Origin of the sequence: Methylocaldum sp. RMAD-M, assembly GCF_017832375.1 — a bacterium.
Taxonomy (GTDB): domain Bacteria; phylum Pseudomonadota; class Gammaproteobacteria; order Methylococcales; family Methylococcaceae; genus Methylocaldum.
Genome location: NZ_JAFIBZ010000011.1, coordinates 103,480 through 118,938, shown reverse-complemented (window position 1 = coordinate 118,938; position 15,459 = coordinate 103,480). Strand labels below are relative to the sequence as shown.

Genomic DNA, 15,459 nt, shown 5'->3' with positions numbered 1-15,459 from the left:
GCAGCTACGCTGCCCCAAATAAAGGAGTCAGGCATGGAATCTTCCAAGAGACGTGCGCCGGCGGCGAAGCCGGTCACCCACAAAGGCATACGCTACGAGCAACTGCGTGCGGCGCGCTCACGAGGCTTCGGACAGAGCGGCGGCGTTATCGCGGCGGTCGACGAAGCCAGCGGTCAGGAACTCTGGACCTTGCAATTGTATACCACGCAGTACGACCCCCACGAGGAAACCGATGCACAGGAGGTTTATATCGAGGAACTGCGTATCGATAAGAAGTCCGAGACGTTGATCGCACGCGACGAGCGCGGGCGCACGTTTATAGTCAATCTCAAGGATCGCACGGTCACCGAAAAGCACTAGGCGACTGGGGCGTCCGACGGGCTGGAGCGCGGCGCAGGACGCACGAACACGGCGAATTGGCTCGGGTTTTCTGATTCGCTCGATGGAGGCGAATCCCATCGATCGAGGGCACTGAGTGTCCCGGATCAGGGATTTGGGTACGGGTTCGGGTCATTTTTTCAAAAAACGCGGCATAAAATGCTGCACGTGAGCCCCGACGGGGATTAGGAGAAAGCATGGCCGAGCAGACTGCTCGTGATTTGGTGGCGTACAAGAACTACACGCCGACGGGTCTCACTGAGACGAGACTAACCAGAAAGCTTACCCTGGACCAGGAGTGGGTATTCGGTGGATCGGGCGGCGTCGATATCATGATCAAGTTCGACAAGAACTTTTTCAAAAAGCACCTGTTTACTTACTCCAAGAAAACCAATGAGGTCGCACAGATCGCCTTCTTCCTCTCAAAGGAGGCCGGCGACCCGCCCGGCAGAGAAATGGACTTCTGGCTCCAGGCCGAATTGATCAAGCTCAATCAAAAACTTCGGAAGGCGCTGGAACACCGTGCAGAAGCCTATCGGTGCACTTGCGGGCACTATCTGATCTCTCACGCCTGTACAAACTGCGGGCATGGCCCGGCAAAACACAAGACCGGGAGTGGGGCGAATTGCGCATGCAAGGAAGACACTGGTGCCGGAATAAAATGCGGCTGCACCACCTATACCAACAGATGTGTCGAATCCGGCTGCGCTTGCGGCGGGTTTACGAATACACCGACAGGGGCGTACGCAACATCCCGCAGCAATAGCGGAAAGGGACCCGATAACCCTTTGCAAGGAGCTCCTACGCAAGTAAATACGTGCATTATTCTCGACCGGATACCCATGGAAAAATTCAAAGACGTGGTCATCAAATCGTTCGAGACCGCAGAAACGACATCCCACACCTGGGCGATCAATACCGAAAAACACCTGACATGGGATTTCGGAATCGCAAACTGTGTGGTCAATGCTTCGCTTGGGCAAGCTCCGAAAGATTGGACAACCAGCACCGGTGTAACGGTATCGGCCAAAAAACTCAGTTTTACCCCGGCCAGCAGCGGAAAGCGGGACCTGTACACTTATCAGGTTTTCCACTTGAGCAATTGACGCGAGATACCGGTATAGCGGACTTACAAAGGCAATCTAGGATGTCCGAGATATCCGGTGTAAGGTCCGTAGATCAAGGCCAAACCCATCCTGTGTATCATCCGGATCGTATTTCGACCCCAGAGATGCATAGGATGAGCTAAGTAGCTTCTATAATTTCCTCTTGTGTTCCTTTAATCCCGATTCATTTTCTATTAGGCGTTATTTCGAATGGAGATTACATAAATGCCGCTAGCACAACCGAATACGAGAGGAGTATTCCCGGCGACGATGGGAGGGCAACCCATACCCGAGATAAAGGTCGCGGATAATACTGCATTAAGCGATATGGAAGATATCCATTTTGGTATGAATATCGATGAGGCCGTCAATGCCGATCTTTATCGGGATCTCGATCGCGGAAATCCGGTGGAGGCCGACCTTGTCGGCCTTGGCGCAAGAACCATCGATATCAAGCGGCGCGGCGGGAGAACCGCGGAGGATGACTGGGAAATACACTGGGGAAATGCGAGAGCGCGCGGGCTCAAAGGCATGGACGACACGAAGTTCCAAAACTTTAACCAGGCTAGGCCCATTAAGCACCGCCAGTTTCCGGCGGGTGCGCATCTGGGCGGCGTCGACGTAGGGGGAACGAACAAAGAATATAGCCTCGGTGCCACCACAAAAGCGGATACCGAAGGCCTTGAAATGGGTACGAGGTGGTCCAAAACCGCGCTTGAATATTCGCTGGCGCATGGCGGCGGAAAAATCCATTTTCACCTGGACGGAATGGGTGAATTATCCGGTATTTTCGATAAAACCGGGGATTATGGCTATAACGTCACCAGCCGCGAACTGCGGTACGTCAAGAGATTCTGGATGAGATTCCAGCATAAGGTGATATTTTATAACGGATATACGGCCGCTCTATTGCCGGTGATTGTCTGTCCTCCCTGGATACCGAACTGGGAACCGGATAGCGCGACGAACACGTGCCGGGTATGCAATAAGGAATTCAGCAGAGTATTTCCGGTCCGGTGGCGTCATCACTGCCGCTTGTGCGGCAAGAATGTTTGCGACGTCTGTTCGCCCGACCGCGTCCGGTTGACGTTTCCGGTTCAGCGGCCCGGGCACGTACGTGAAACCGGCCCGGTAAGGGTCTGTAGACCCTGTTATTTGGCCTTCAATCGTGCGCTTCCCGCTCCGATATAAGCGTCGGCGATGCTGAAAAAGAAAGGCCCGAATTTCCAGGCTCTGTACTATTCCGAAAGTTGATCTATGTTGGACGACGAACCGTCAGATTTCCGCATCGAGGAAGTAACCCCCGAGTTGGCGTTGAGCGGTGCGATTCGCTTGCTGCAAGCGAATCGCCTCGATGACGCCGAGCGGATTTTCAGCGTACTACTGGAGAATTATCCGGACATTCCCGAAATTCTTCATTTCTACGGCATCCTCGCGCATCGGAGAGGCAGAGACGATCTGGCCGTCGAGTCGATCGAAAAGGCCATCGCCATTGCGCCGACCTATGCCGATGCGTACAACAACCTCGGCAACATCTATAACAAGGCCGGCAAGCCCGAAAAGGCGGTGGACGCCTACCGGCGCGCGATCGAGCTGAATCCCGGAAACGTTGCTGCGCACAACAATCTCGGCACCGTTCTCAAGGATCTGGAGCGCTTCGAGGAAGCCGCGGAGCAATTCGCCAAGGCGATCGAACTGATGCCGGACAACGCCGAGCTCTATCACAATTTCGGAAACGTATTCCGGAAGCAGGGCAAATTCGGGGAGGCCGCCCAGGCTTACCGCAGAGCGATCAATCTCCGGCCGTACCGCTCGGACGATTACGAAAATCTTTGCCATGTGCTGTACCTGCAAGGCTTGGTCGAGGAAGCATTGCCCACGATCCGTCAATGGCTGGAACACGATCCGACCAATCCTCTGGCGCTGCACCGGCTGCATTCGTATGCCGGGACGGACGTCCCGGCGCGCGCTTCGGACGACTACGTCCGCATGACGTTCGACAGCTTTGCCGATAGTTTCGATTACGTGCTCAAGGGGCTCGATTATCGGGCTCCGGGTTTGGTCAAGGAAGCCGTCGCCGCATTGTACGATCGGGATCGAGTCGACCTCGAAGTGCTCGACGCCGGCTGCGGGACCGGGCTGTGCGGGGAATTCTTGCATCCTTATGCGCGTCGGCTGACCGGCGTGGATCTGTCCGTCAAAATGCTGGAGAAGGCCCATGCCAGACGGCAATACGACGATTTGATCGAGAGTGAATTAACAGCCTACGTCGGACGGCACACGGATCGGTTCGACCTGATCGTCTCCGCCGATACGCTGGTTTATTTTGGCGATTTGAGCGCGGTTTTCGAGCGGGTAGGGCGGGCACTGCGCCGGGGCGGATACTTCATTTTCACGGTGGAACGTAACGACGAGCGGCCGTCCGAAGGGTACAAGATCAATCTCCACGGGCGTTACAGCCATACGGAGGATTACCTGCAACGTGAGCTGGAAAGCGCCGGGCTTTCCCTCCGGAGGGGCGAGCAGCAGATGTTGCGCTACGAGGCCGGTGTGCCTGTGGAAGGGTTTCTGATCGTTGCCGCGCGGTCTTAAATTCGTTGGTTGCTCGCTGCGACCGGAAAGGTGTCTCGGGCGGAATCGCCTGAAATCATCGGTCTATATCCCAGGTTTGTTAGTATTCGACAAATTGTCTCCAATCATTCTAATGGGTTAGTTTTATGTCGTTCACCCAGGATTTCCGCTCCGCTTCCGTAACGAGTCCTTTGGGCAAAGACGTCTTGTTGTTCTTCCGGATGCAGGGGCGGGAGGAGTTCAGCCGCTCGTTCGAGCTTGAAGTGGATTTGCTCAGCGAGAATCGGAATATCGCAGCCAAGGACGTTCTGGGAAAGAAACTGACCGTCGCGCTTGAACTTTCCAACGGGGGCAAACGTTATTTCAACGGCTATGCCGTTCAATTCAGCCAGGAACCCGATCTCGGCGAATTCGCGCATTACCGGGCGGTTTTGCGGCCGTGGCTATGGTTTCTGACGCGCAAGACGAATTGCCGCATTTTTCAGGACAAAACCGTACCGGAGATCGTCAAGGCCATTTTCGAGGAGCATGGCTTCAGCGGCGACATTCAGGAATCGCTGAGCGAAACCTATCGGCAGCGCGAATACTGCGTACAGTATCGCGAAAGCGACTTCGATTTCGTCAATCGGCTCCTGGAAGAAGAAGGTATCTATTATTTCTTCAAGCACGAAAGCGACAAGCACATTCTCAATCTCATCGATTCCGCCAATGCCCACTCGGCGGTTTCCGGGTATGCGGAAGTCCCTTTCTTTCCCCCGGAGAATCAAGAACGGCGGCTCCGGGATCACATCTTCGCCTGGTCCTTCAAGCGGGTTATTCAGCCTGGGACTTACACGGTCAACGATTTCGACTTTGAAAAGCCCAAAGCCTCCTTGATCGAAAAGACAAACCGGCCGACGGAGGACGATTACAGCAAATACGAACAATACGATTATCCGGGAGGATACGTTGCGAATGCCGACGGGTCGCATTACTCGAAAGTGCGGTTGGAGGCGCTCCAGTCGGATTACGAGCGGTTTTCGGGCGAGGGTAACGTCGCGGGCCTGGAAGTCGGAGCCTTGTTCAAGCTGATCGATCATCCCCGGCAGGATCAGAACAAGGAATACGTGGTTACCGGAATGGAATTCCGGCTGCAATCCAACCGCTATAGGTCGGCGAGCGACTCGGCCGGCGATTTCGCGGAGAAGCTCGGCATTTCCGCCATTGCCAAGACGCAGCAGTTTCGTGCCGCCCATCGCACGCCGAGACCCATGGTTCGCGGGCCGCAAACCGCCATAGTGGTCGGCAAATCGGGCGAGGAAATCTGGACCGACCAATATGGACGCGTGAAGGTCAAGTTTCACTGGGACCGCGCGGAGAATCGGGACGAGACCAGTTCGTGCTGGGTGCGGGTGTCCCAGCCGTGGGCGGGAAAAGGATGGGGAGCGATTGCGATACCCCGTATCGGCCAGGAAGTGATCGTTGATTTTCTCGAAGGCAATCCGGATCAGCCGATCATTACCGGCCGCGTCTACAACGCGGAGCAGACCGTGCCCTATGCCTTGCCCGGCAAGGCTACGCAAACCGGCATCAAATCGCGCAGCAGCAAGGGCGGGGGACAGGACAATTTCAACGAGATCCGCATGGAGGACGATAAGGGGAAGGAGGAAATCTATATCCATGCCGAGAAAGACATGAATGTGGTTGTCGAAAACAGCGCCACGCTCAAGGTCGGTTTCGACAAGAAGGACCCCGGCGATCAGACGATAGACATCTACAATCACCGGACGACGACCCTGGAGCAGGGCAACGACAAGCTGCAGCTCAAGCAGGGCAATCGGGAAGTGGTGCTGGACATGGGCAACCACACCTTGTCGATCAAACAGGGGAATCAGGAGACCAAGATCGATCTGGGCAAAAGCACGCTGGAGGCGATGCAGTCGATCGAACTCAAGGTCGGGCAGAACAGTATCAAGATTGATCAAAGCGGCATCACGATCAAAGGCATGATGGTCAATATCGAGGGAACCAGCATGGCGGAACTGAAATCGCCCATGACGACGGTAAAGGGCGACGGAATGCTGACCGCCAAGGGCGGTATCGTCATGATCAATTAACCGAGTTGTAATCTCCGAGACTGAAAAGCAAAATGACTGAACCCGTTTTCACCAAGGTCTCTGCGCCCAACGCCGCGGCCGTGTGCCGTGATATCGACCTCGACGAAGCCGCACTCCGATTGCTGAATCCCGAAATGAGCCCGGCTGGCTTTTTACGCCTCCTTATGGAAAACGCCTTGTATCCCGAGGCCGTTAAATTCCTCGCACGGGCGCTTCCGAAACGGGAGTCGACCTGGTGGGCCTGCCTATGCGCCCGCAGCGCTTTAGCCAATGATCCTGCTTCGCCAGCGATAAAACCGCTCGAACTCGCCGAGCGCTGGGTTTACAAACCCAGCGAGGAACATCGGCGTTCGGCTTTTGCTGCGGCGGAGGCGCATCAGTTCCAAGGGGCGGGGAGCTGGGCGGCGGTGGCGGCGTTCTGGAGCGGGGGCAGCATGGCTCCACCGGATGCGCCGGCCGTTCCACCCGCGGACAATCTTACCGGGAAAGCCGTTGCCGGAGCGGTCATGTTGGCTGCGGTTCAGAACGAGCCGGAAAAAGCGCCGGAAAAGTACCAACGCTTCTTGGCGCAGGGCATCGACATTGCCTGCGGCGGCAACGGCCGGTTGGCCTCCAAGCTTGCCGGTGCGAATGCGTAATGGCGCGATCGAATGACTGATACAGTGAGGGCAATATGAGCAAACCCGCGGCCCGCCTCACCGATATGCATACCTGTCCCATGTTCGACGGCCCCAAACCCCATGTGGGAGGGCCGATCACGGCTCCCGGCGCGCCCACGGTGCTGATCGGCTCTTTGCCCGCCGCTCGGGTCGGCGATGTGGTAACCTGTGTCGGACCGCCGGATACCATTGCTCAGGGTTCGGCCACGGTGATGATCGGCGGTCAGCCGGCGGCGCGCATGGGCGACATGACCGCCCACGGCGGTGTGATCGTCGTGGGCCAGCCGACTGTTCTCATCGGCGGATAAACGGATCGACCGTCATTTAAGGAATGCACCGGAAACGCGACGCCTCTCCGGCGGAGCTTAAGGTATTATCCGGTGTGCGTTCGGACCTTTTGCGCCGCTCTCCGGAATCAGGGGGATTTTTAAGTAAGTAAACACATCATTTCAGATTTTTAAAAGCCATTCATTCCACGACTTTTCTCTCGTGTGTTCGTCTGTTGTTCCCGCCGCGCCGGCTGTCCCTGCCTTCGGCGATTTAGAAAACCTCTGCGCTTGCCACGAATGTGATCTTTTGCAACGCAAGGTCCCGCTTGCGCCGGGGCAAAGCGCCCGCTGCTGCCGCTGCGGAGCGCAGCTCTATCATGCGCCGAAAGACACCCTGGACCGGACATTGGCCTTTTCCCTTGCGGCATTCATTCTGTTTTCGGTCGCCAATCTGTTCCCTATTCTGGGGCTGAGCATCCAGGGCAAGCACACGGAGGCGACGCTTCTCGGTGCCGTGCTCGAGTTGCAGAAGCAGGGCATGGGAATGATGGCCGGCCTGGTTCTGTTTACCACCATTGTGGTACCGGCCATGGAGCTTCTGGGACTGTTATATGTGCTGCTGCCGCTGAAGCCGAATAAGAAGCCGCCGGGTCAGGCCGCCGTGTTCAGATTGATTCAGGTGCTGCGGCCATGGGGCATGATCGAAGTCCTGATGCTGGGCATCCTGGTTTCCCTGGTCAAGCTCGCTCACATGGCGACTGTTCAGCCGGGCTGGTCGCTGTGGCTTTTCGGCGGTTTTATTTTCGTGATGGCGGCGACCGCTGCCTCGCTGGATAGCGAAGAGATTTGGGCGCGGTTGGGGCGGCGCTGTCCCGTCGCCACTCAGCAAAACTCAGGGGCCGGCTATTTGACGTGCCATGCCTGCGGAATGCTTTCCTATGCCCCGGCCGGGAAGCACGAGCAGCACTGCCCTCGGTGCGGTAGCGTGCTGCACGTCCGCAAACCGAACAGCGTCGGTCGATGCTGGTCTCTCCTGATCGCCGCCATGATTTTATATGTTCCGGCCAATGTGTTGCCGGTCATGTCCACCTCTTCGATCGTCGGGGCTCAAGTCGACACCATCATGAGCGGGGTGATCTATCTGTGGGTATCGGGATCGTGGCCTTTGGCACTGCTGGTGTTCTTTGCCAGCGTTATGGTGCCGCTGCTGAAACTGATGGCTCTCACTCTACTCTTGGTGACGGTTCAGACCGGATCGCGCTGGCGGCCGCTGGACCGCACCCGGCTATATCGGCTGACCGAAAAGGTCGGCCGTTGGTCGATGGTGGATATTTTTGTCGTTACCATGCTGGTGGCCCTGGTGGATGTGCGCCCTCTGGCGGCGGTCCAAGCCGGGCCCGGAGCCATTGCCTTCGGCGCCGTAGTGGTGCTCACCATGGTTGCCGCCATGAGCTTCGACCCGCGACTGATATGGGATTCCGTACAAGAAAATGTTCATTCGAGATAACGATTCAAATTCCGCTTCGAAGACCGACAAGGGCGATGCGTTGCCGACGGCGGTCGCAGCGCCGCCGAGCCGGTTCGCCTTTTCCGTCGTTTGGGTCATACCGCTGGTTGCGGCGCTGATCGGTGCCTGGCTGGCCTGGAAAGCGATCTCGGAACGAGGCCCTGTGATCACCCTTATTTTCATGAGTGCCGAGGGTTTGGAGCCGGGCAAAACGCCTATCAAGTATCGGGACGTAGAGGTGGGCAAAGTCGCCGATGTCGCCCTGAGCGAAGATCGGACCAGCGTCATCGTCACCGCTCAAATGCGTGACGGAACCGAGGATTGGCTGGTGAAAGACACCCGTTTCTGGATCGTGCGTCCGCGCGTGGTCGCCGGGAACATTTCGGGTTTGAGTACTTTGCTTTCCGGCTCTTATATCGGCTTGGACGTGGGGAGTTCGACGGAGCGGAAATACAAATTCCGCGGTCTGGACGTCCCGCCCATTCTAACATCGGATCTGCAGGGCCGGCGCTTCGCTCTCAAGGGCGAGGATCTGGGCTCTTTGGATGTAGGATCTCCTATCTATTTCCGGCACATTGCGGTTGGCAAGGTGCTGGGCTTCGAAATGGATCCTGCGGGGACCGGTGTAACCATACAAGTTTTCGTGGAAACGCCCTATGACCGGTTCGTGACCGCCGACACCCGTTTTTGGCACGCCAGCGGTCTCGACTTAACACTCGATGCCAATGGCGTCAAGATCGACACGGAGTCGCTGATGAGCATCATGCTCGGCGGAATCGCTTTCGCCATGCCGGCCGGCGACGGAAAAGTCGAGCCTGCGGTGGAAAACACGGCGTTTACCCTTTACGCCAATCGGTCCGCGGCCTTCGCGCCACCCAAAACCGAACGGCGCGCGATGGTTTTGTATTTCGACGAAACGATACGAGGGCTTTCGGTCGGTGCGCCGCTCGATTTTAGAGGCTTGCCTGCCGGAGAGGTCACCGGCATCCGGGGCGAGTGGGATACGCAGAACCACCGTTTCCGTATTGCGGTCGATATCGGCCTGAGTTGGGGTGGGATGATACGCAATCAAAAACGCGAACTTATCACCACGACCCGCGAGGCCGTGGAGAGACAGTTGAGCCGAATGGTGGAGAAAGGGCTTCGTGCGCAATTGCGCACAGGCAACCTAATCTCGGGGCAACTCTATGTCGCTCTCGACTTCTTCCCGTCTGCGCCGTCGGCACATTTGGACTGGACGCGGGACCCGCCTGAGTTTCCGACCATGCCGGGCACTTTGCAATCGCTCTCGGACAGCGCGGAACATATCGTGAAAAAACTGGACAAATTACCGCTCGACGAGATCACCGCGGACCTGCGGAAAACCATGGCATCGTTGAATCAGACACTTAAGAGCGTGGAGCGGCTGACCTCCAATTTGGATCGCGAGCTGATGCCGGAGATGAAGACCACGATTATCGACGCTAGACGGACCCTGACCGAAGCCCAGAAGACGCTTGCCACCGACGGACCGCTCCAGCACGATGCGCGCGACGCGCTGAACGAGGTTTCCCGGGCAGCTCAATCGTTACGCGTGATGTTGGATTATCTGGAGCGCCATCCGGAATCGCTTCTTATGGGTAAAGAGAAACAGCCATGATCCGTTTTCTGTGGATGACGATATTCGTTAGTCTTTTCGCCGGGTGTGGCGGTTCCGCGCCGGCACGTTTCTATACGCTGATGCCGGCGAACGACCCGGTGGCCGCACGGGGCACTCTGAGCGATAGCGCGAAAATAATCGTGGTGGGGCCGGTGACGATTCCCGCCGCTTTGGATCAGCCCCAGCTAGTCGTTACCAAGGGCGAACATGAAGTCGAGGTTCTGGAGCAGCATCGCTGGGCAGCGCCGTTGAAGGACGAAATCACGAGCGCACTGGCCGCTCGCCTTTCCCGTCTGGTTGGCGATGCGACGGTAACCGCCTACGCCCAATCGACGTCTCTTGATCCGAATGTGCGGATTCTCATAGATATTTCCCGATTTGAACTTCGCCCGAAAGATAGAGCCGTTTTCGAAGCGCTGTGGACGATCAAAATGAATGACGAAACGGCGGTCCGCCGCGGACATACCAACGTGGCCATCCCTGCCGCGAATAGCAGTTACGTAGGGTTGGCAACCGCGCAAAGCCGGGCGCTCGACGCCTTGGCGCAGGACCTCGCCGCCGCGTTGCGAACTCGGTGACTCGATGCCCGATGTTCGTAAGCTGAAGAAATTACCCGAGGGATAGACGGGACCGGTTGGCTGAGGCTGCCGACCGATTCCGTTGAACCGGCCGGCGCTCGAAGTCGATTGTGCTGATTAGCTACGGCGGTCGTTATAACTCCCGTTACGCCTTGCTGCGGTAACGAAAGGGTTGGAGCTGCCGTTGCGCTCACCTCTGTCTTGGGGAGGACGGGCTTCGTTTACCGTTAGGCTGCGGCCGCTTACCTCCTTACCGTTCAAGGCCGCAATCGCGGCCTGAGCTTCCTGAGCGCTGCCCATTTCCACGAATCCGAAACCCTTGGAGCGCCCTGTTTCCCGATCCATAATCACATGGGCCGAGTATACCGTACCATGTGGCGCAAAAAGCTGGTGCAGATCATCGTTTCCAAGGCCGTAATTCAGATTTCCGACATACAATTTCCTGTTCACTAGATAACTCCTCAATACCCACTCAAATAACATGTGCGCCGAAGGTCAAAACATATATCCATCAATAACGGCTTCAGCTCCGCTCCTTGGTACGATAAATAAACTATCTTTCCGCACCTAATTCCATAAGTAATCGCCCGTAGGTAACTATATTCCCGTATAGCATTACGGCAGTCGCACTCTTCGGGGTATATCTGTGTCGCGACATCCGTAACGCTAATGTAACGAAAACGCAATAAATTTGGTTGACTCTCGAATACTTTCGGATCGTTCGTTGTCGTAAATCGACACCGCTTCTCAAGTAATATCGAGCCGGGTTTCTTGTTCAAGATGAGCGCCCTTAACCGCCTGTCCGGACAAGATCACTTGTTTGATTCCGTTTTTGTCAATATGAACCACGCTTTCCTCGCGTTTAAATGTCTCGGGGATAGCCGACTCATCATCGAGAATTACTTTCGGCGGATTTTGTTTGACTTTGATAATGAATTGAGGACTCCTGATTTCACGTATATTGATACGTTCCATCTGAATCTTGAGATATTGCCTTAAACCGGCCGCACGAGTTTCCAAGGCTCTGCGTCGCCGGTTCATCCGCTCTTCGGCCTGACGAATCAGTTCGGCTTCGCCCTCCATGTGCAGGAGGGCGGCAGCGATGTTCCATGCTTTAAGCGAGATCTCGCCCGTAAGTGCTTCCAATGTGTCGTTGATCACATCCGGAGGCAAATCCAGATCCGTAAGGTTATTCAAGGCTTCCTGGTATTGCTCGGCAATCTCATAAAGCTTTGTTTCCACGCCGCTTACCCCTTCTCAGTCGCGTCCGGTTTAGCCCAGTCTTCCAATTTCTGAACGAGCCTATCGTAGACTTCAGGCGTCAACTCTTCGAACGCGTTCAACTTGTTCTTGCTCGCGGCTTTGACCCAACGCAGCACGCGCTCGCGGTCCAAGCCGAGTTCCTTGATCCGTGTCTCCAATTGCTCGATCTGTGTGAGGGAAAGGCTGCAGAACCTGTAGCCCCGGCCGCCAGCTTCCGAAGACGGTGTCGATTCGGCCGGAATCTGATCGTTGGCATCGCCTTCGCCCTCGGTGAATTTGCCGGTAGTAACAGCGGCTTGTGGCTTCGAGGCCGGCCCTAGCTGCATGTCCTCAAGGTCTTGCGTAAACACTTCGCTTAAGCCCGCCATCCGCAGAGTCGCATCGATATGCGCCGACTTTCCCGCCATCTTGAGGGCTTTATTCAGGTCCCCATTGTCCTGCTGCACGCTGCGTGCTCCAATGCCTTCCGCGACCGTCCGTTCCTGACTGTCTCGCAGTTCGCAGCGGAGAATGATCGTACCGAGACGCTGTCCCGACAGGGCGGCCTGCTCATAGGCGGTGAGATTGGGATAATGCACCGTCACTCCGAGCATCCCGCAAATTTTTTCGGCACCCGGCTTGAATAGACTCGGCTTGCTCCAGTGGCTGTTGATCGGGCACGACTCCGCTTCGCCGCGCCTGGCAAAGGCGCATCTTTCCCGATTGAAGAGGTGAATGCGGCCGTAGTCCGTGCCTTCCACCAAGGCTTCCCTTATCCAATTGAGTATCGCCGCACGATTATGCTTGCGCCGCGCCAGTCCCGCTTCGAATACATCATTCGGCAAATCCAGAGGGGAAACGCTCGGTAGTTCGGCCTTTGCCGTTTTCCTCGCGACTTTTCGCGCTGTCGGCTTTTCGGGGCTCGCCACGGGCTGTTCTTCGTGTTCGAGATAGGCCGTGGACGGAATCGAAGCCGCTGGGGCGTCTACGGTGTCTTCGCGTTCTTTTACGTGATTCATAACTTGGTTACTCCTGCCGTACACATCACCTTTAATGCATTTCCCTGGGGCAAGGCTTGCTTGCGGGGTGCTATGGCGTTGTACCGCTCGTCTGGGAAGTAGAAAAAAGCTGCCGGAATATCCGGATCGAAGAGTGGTTATTTAAGGCGCCTCAGGTTACTGCCGACGCATCACAGCGCTGTCCTATGGTGGGGGTGGAAGATTGGCACTGGGGAATCGCTCCAAAAACACTTACAGTGACAATTTGCGGCCGAGATTTAGCGGGAAGCGACGTTGAGCCTGGCGCAAGACAATAGGTCAGGACCGAAGGCTAAGACTTGATTCCGGCTTGATTTAGGCAAAGTTATGCTCTTTAGATGCTGTGAATAAATAACCGGTTTTCCATGTAACATTAAACAAAATCCGGCGGCGAAAGTTCCCTCAAGAATTAAAGAAAAATGTGATAATACAAAGAGTTGTCTTGGCTATGGCGGGGCAGCCAAGGGCTCGTTCGGATCTAAAGGACGTTGCGTTGGATTGACCTCGGAAAATACTTCGCTTGTCGGTCTATAGGTCGATTGCCTAAACGCATTGTGATCGATCATGAGGTTGAGGAACCTTCGTATCTCGAGTCACCGTTTCTTTGGCCGGGGTGGTTTCGTTCTTGGTTTGATGTTGCTAGCGCCTTTGTGGAGTGGAGGAGGAATGGCGGGAGCGCTCGAAGACTATGTTAATGCGCCGGACACCGCGTACCATTGGCGGTATGAGTCGGAAGCCCAAGAACCGTGGGGAACGCTGATCCGTTTGGAGTTGATATCCCAGAAGTGGCGTGGCGAAACGTGGAGCCACGGTCTTGTGATCGTCCGGCCGCTCGAGCTGCGTAATCCCAAGACTGCCTTTCTTCTGATAACCCACGATGGTGCCGCCAGCATCGATCTGTTGAAGACGGTGGCGGAACGAGCCGGAGCCATTGCGGCTGCGATTACCGGCGTTCCCAATCAACCATTGTATGGGCGTAGCGAAGATGCGCTTGTCGCTTATACGTTCGATCGGTATGCGGAAACGAACGACAAGACCTGGCCGTTGCTTTTCCCTATGGTGAAAAGCGCGGTGCGGGGCATGGATGCGGTTCAGGAGTTTGTGGGGCGGACATTGAGTGTCGGCATCGAGAAGTTTCTGGTCGCCGGTGCCTCCAAACGAGGTTGGACGGCCTGGTTGACGGCAGCCGTCGATGGGCGGGTCAAAGCAATCGCGCCCATGGTGTTCGACATGTTGAACATCAAGACGCAACTGCAATGGACCGAGAAAGTCTATGGCCGGCAAAGCGAGTATATCCACGATTATACCGATCTGGGGCTGCATCGGGCCCTGGACGACAGTCCTCTGCAGCGGTTGCGCGTGTGGGTGGACCCCTACGCTTATCGCGAACGTTACAGAATGCCGAAGTTGCTGTTGCTAGGGACTAACGATCCTTATTGGACAGTCGACTCGCTGCGTCATTACTGGCATGACCTGCCCGAGCCCAAACTGCTGTTCCAGGCGCCGAATGCGGGTCACGGTGCGGGTAGTACTCTGGAAGCCAGGCAGACGCTTGCAAGCTTTTTTGAAATGGTCGCCGACAATCATCCGCTGCCCAGGCTGGCATGGACGCATACGCAACGGGGGGATGATATCGAGATGATACAGGTCAAGACCAACGCGAAACCGACCGCGATACGTCTTTGGACCGCCGAGTCCTCGGATCGCGACTTTCGTAACGATGCTTGGTCGAGTCGTAGCCTGGCGCTCAATCCGGAGCGGAATGGCGCCGCCATTCTCGTGCGTGCGCCCTGTGACAAATATCGTGCGTATCTGGTCGAAGTGGAGTTGCGCTCTCCGAGCGGCCACCCTTATCAACTATCGACCGAAGTCCGGGTTCTTCCCGATCTTTCCCGCATCGAATAAAACGGTTTCGGATGGCAGCTCAGCGTATCGGGTGTCATGTCGGAGCGAGGAATTGTCGTCAGATCCCGACGTCCAGGAGCGAGATTGCTCTTTTGGCTCCAATTTATTGATGACTACTGTATTGGAATTGAGCGAGTTGGATCCGCTATCACGATAGGCGGGAATCCTGGCCTTGCCTTTGCATAAAATACGCGGCGTTTTGCAATCAAGGGGGGAGTTCCAATCCATGCGCATTTTGATGTTGAAGCCGATCCTGGCCGTATTGCTTATCGTGTTTAGCGGATCTTCCGTGGCTTCGGGAAAACATGCCCACAAACATAAACATCATAAGCACCGCCACCACAAAACTGTTCATGTCCACGAGCATCACCACCACTATTACGACGACAGGCATCGGTATGTTCCGATAGAGCGACCGGGCTTGCCACGGCTACCGGAGCTGCCTCGCCTTTCTGATTTGCCGGCGCCTCCG

At 56.2% G+C, this 15,459-nt stretch carries 15 protein-coding genes; 10 read left to right on the top strand and 5 right to left on the bottom strand.

The window, feature by feature from the left end; all coding sequences use genetic code 11:
• Window positions 1-33 precede the first annotated feature (33 nt).
• Both JOD69_RS12895 and JOD69_RS12890 read left to right on the top strand, forming a co-directional pair.
• The gene (locus JOD69_RS12895) at window positions 34-360 is read left to right on the top strand and encodes a hypothetical protein (RefSeq protein WP_077731018.1); all 327 of its coding nucleotides are present in this window, start codon (window positions 34-36) and stop codon (window positions 358-360) included.
• A gap of 215 nt (window positions 361-575) precedes the next feature.
• Window positions 576-1,484, top strand: a complete 909-nt coding sequence (locus JOD69_RS12890; protein WP_077731019.1) for a DUF2934 domain-containing protein — start codon at window positions 576-578, stop codon at window positions 1,482-1,484.
• Window positions 1,485-1,802: 318 nt separating this feature from the next.
• On the opposite strand, the gene JOD69_RS24680 is transcribed toward JOD69_RS12890, so the two are convergent.
• Window positions 1,803-2,237, bottom strand: a complete 435-nt coding sequence (locus JOD69_RS24680; protein WP_240502561.1) for a hypothetical protein — start codon at window positions 2,235-2,237, stop codon at window positions 1,803-1,805.
• A 504-nt stretch (window positions 2,238-2,741) separates the two neighbouring features.
• On the opposite strand from JOD69_RS24680, the gene JOD69_RS12880 reads away from it, so the two are divergent.
• The 7 genes from JOD69_RS12880 (at window position 2,742) to JOD69_RS12850 (ending at window position 10,803) form a co-directional block, all read left to right on the top strand.
• Window positions 2,742-4,076, top strand: a complete 1,335-nt coding sequence (locus JOD69_RS12880; RefSeq protein WP_210023978.1) for a tetratricopeptide repeat protein — start codon at window positions 2,742-2,744, stop codon at window positions 4,074-4,076.
• 125 nt (window positions 4,077-4,201) lie between these two features.
• A complete protein-coding gene (locus JOD69_RS12875) occupies window positions 4,202-6,151 on the top strand; it encodes a type VI secretion system tip protein VgrG (RefSeq protein ID WP_210023977.1) in 1,950 nt (649 codons plus the stop codon).
• A gap of 32 nt (window positions 6,152-6,183) precedes the next feature.
• Window positions 6,184-6,789: a hypothetical protein gene (locus JOD69_RS12870; RefSeq protein ID WP_077731023.1), complete on the top strand. Its 606-nt coding sequence runs from the start codon at window positions 6,184-6,186 to the stop codon at window positions 6,787-6,789.
• 35 nt (window positions 6,790-6,824) lie between these two features.
• Window positions 6,825-7,118 carry a PAAR domain-containing protein gene (locus JOD69_RS12865; RefSeq protein WP_077731024.1) on the top strand — a complete coding sequence of 98 codons (294 nt, stop codon included), beginning with the start codon at window positions 6,825-6,827 and terminating at the stop codon, window positions 7,116-7,118.
• A 181-nt stretch (window positions 7,119-7,299) separates the two neighbouring features.
• A complete protein-coding gene (locus tag JOD69_RS12860; RefSeq protein ID WP_348529958.1) occupies window positions 7,300-8,586 on the top strand; it encodes a paraquat-inducible protein A in 1,287 nt (428 codons plus the stop codon).
• Window positions 8,570-10,225, top strand: a complete 1,656-nt coding sequence (locus tag JOD69_RS12855; protein WP_210023975.1) for an MlaD family protein — start codon at window positions 8,570-8,572, stop codon at window positions 10,223-10,225. The genes JOD69_RS12860 and JOD69_RS12855 overlap by 17 nt, the downstream gene beginning before the upstream one ends.
• Window positions 10,222-10,803 carry a PqiC family protein gene (locus tag JOD69_RS12850; protein ID WP_077731027.1) on the top strand — a complete coding sequence of 194 codons (582 nt, stop codon included), beginning with the start codon at window positions 10,222-10,224 and terminating at the stop codon, window positions 10,801-10,803. Before JOD69_RS12855 ends, JOD69_RS12850 begins: the two co-directional genes overlap by 4 nt.
• A 117-nt stretch (window positions 10,804-10,920) precedes the next feature.
• Here the strand turns inward: JOD69_RS12850 and JOD69_RS12845 are convergent, their stop codons facing one another.
• From JOD69_RS12845 to JOD69_RS12835, 3 genes are all read right to left on the bottom strand, one after another.
• Entirely contained in the window at window positions 10,921-11,253 is a 333-nt protein-coding gene (locus tag JOD69_RS12845) for an RNA-binding protein (protein WP_086133961.1), read from the bottom strand.
• Window positions 11,254-11,550: 297 nt separating this feature from the next.
• Complete coding sequence (locus JOD69_RS12840) at window positions 11,551-12,045, bottom strand: siphovirus Gp157 family protein (protein WP_077731029.1); 495 nt, start codon at window positions 12,043-12,045, stop codon at window positions 11,551-11,553.
• A 5-nt stretch (window positions 12,046-12,050) separates the two neighbouring features.
• Entirely contained in the window at window positions 12,051-13,064 is a 1,014-nt protein-coding gene (locus tag JOD69_RS12835) for a hypothetical protein (protein WP_240506909.1), read from the bottom strand.
• A 684-nt stretch (window positions 13,065-13,748) separates the two neighbouring features.
• On the opposite strand from JOD69_RS12835, the gene JOD69_RS12830 reads away from it, so the two are divergent.
• Window positions 13,749-14,987 (top strand): PhoPQ-activated protein PqaA family protein, encoded by a 1,239-nt coding sequence (locus JOD69_RS12830; protein ID WP_210023974.1) that lies wholly within the window; start codon window positions 13,749-13,751, stop codon window positions 14,985-14,987.
• Window positions 14,988-15,192: 205 nt separating this feature from the next.
• Here JOD69_RS12830 and JOD69_RS12825 read toward each other — a convergent pair whose 3' ends face one another.
• Window positions 15,193-15,381 (bottom strand): hypothetical protein, encoded by a 189-nt coding sequence (locus JOD69_RS12825; RefSeq protein ID WP_077731031.1) that lies wholly within the window; start codon window positions 15,379-15,381, stop codon window positions 15,193-15,195.
• Window positions 15,382-15,459 lie beyond the last annotated feature (78 nt).

Excerpts from the sequence above, each read along its gene's own strand:
- JOD69_RS24680 (WP_240502561.1), bottom strand. The coding sequence starts at position 2,237 with ATGGATTTTTCCGCCGCCATGCGCCAGCGAATATTCAAGCGCGGTTTT.
- JOD69_RS12835 (WP_240506909.1), bottom strand. The coding sequence starts at position 13,064 with ATGAATCACGTAAAAGAACGCGAAGACACCGTAGACGCCCCAGCGGCT.
- JOD69_RS12880 (WP_210023978.1), top strand. The coding sequence starts at position 2,742 with ATGTTGGACGACGAACCGTCAGATTTCCGCATCGAGGAAGTAACCCCC.
- JOD69_RS12830 (WP_210023974.1), top strand. The coding sequence starts at position 13,749 with ATGGCGGGAGCGCTCGAAGACTATGTTAATGCGCCGGACACCGCGTAC.
- JOD69_RS12875 (WP_210023977.1), top strand. The coding sequence starts at position 4,202 with ATGTCGTTCACCCAGGATTTCCGCTCCGCTTCCGTAACGAGTCCTTTG.
- JOD69_RS12825 (WP_077731031.1), bottom strand. The coding sequence starts at position 15,381 with ATGCCTGTCGTCGTAATAGTGGTGGTGATGCTCGTGGACATGAACAGT.
- JOD69_RS12895 (WP_077731018.1), top strand. The coding sequence starts at position 34 with ATGGAATCTTCCAAGAGACGTGCGCCGGCGGCGAAGCCGGTCACCCAC.
- JOD69_RS12865 (WP_077731024.1), top strand. The coding sequence starts at position 6,825 with ATGAGCAAACCCGCGGCCCGCCTCACCGATATGCATACCTGTCCCATG.
- JOD69_RS12870 (WP_077731023.1), top strand. The coding sequence starts at position 6,184 with ATGACTGAACCCGTTTTCACCAAGGTCTCTGCGCCCAACGCCGCGGCC.
- JOD69_RS12850 (WP_077731027.1), top strand. The coding sequence starts at position 10,222 with ATGATCCGTTTTCTGTGGATGACGATATTCGTTAGTCTTTTCGCCGGG.
- JOD69_RS12855 (WP_210023975.1), top strand. The coding sequence starts at position 8,570 with ATGTTCATTCGAGATAACGATTCAAATTCCGCTTCGAAGACCGACAAG.
- JOD69_RS12890 (WP_077731019.1), top strand. The coding sequence starts at position 576 with ATGGCCGAGCAGACTGCTCGTGATTTGGTGGCGTACAAGAACTACACG.